The 216-nt window shown below is 56.5% G+C and carries 1 rRNA gene; it reads left to right on the top strand.

Annotation, left to right across the window (positions count from 1 at the left end):
• A 23S ribosomal RNA gene (locus CU044_RS30195) occupies positions 1–216 on the top strand; the annotation flags it as partial.

Below are 216 nucleotides of genomic sequence, written 5' to 3'. Positions count from 1 at the left end.
CAGGTGGTCAGGTAGAGAATACCGAGGCGTTCGGGTGAACTATGGTTAAGGAACTCGGCAAAATGCCCCCGTAACTTCGGGAGAAGGGGGGCCACACTAGGTGATCACCCTTGCGGTGTGAGCTTGGGGTGGCCGCAGAGACCAGCGAGAAGCGACTGTTTACTAAAAACACAGGTCCGTGCGAAGCCGTAAGGCGATGTATACGGACTGACGCCT

Origin of the sequence: Streptomyces sp. L-9-10, from assembly GCF_004151105.1 — a bacterium.
Lineage (GTDB): Bacteria > Actinomycetota > Actinomycetes > Streptomycetales > Streptomycetaceae > Streptomyces.
Note: the sequence above shows the minus strand (reverse complement) of the source record. Positions and strands in the feature narration are given on the sequence as shown.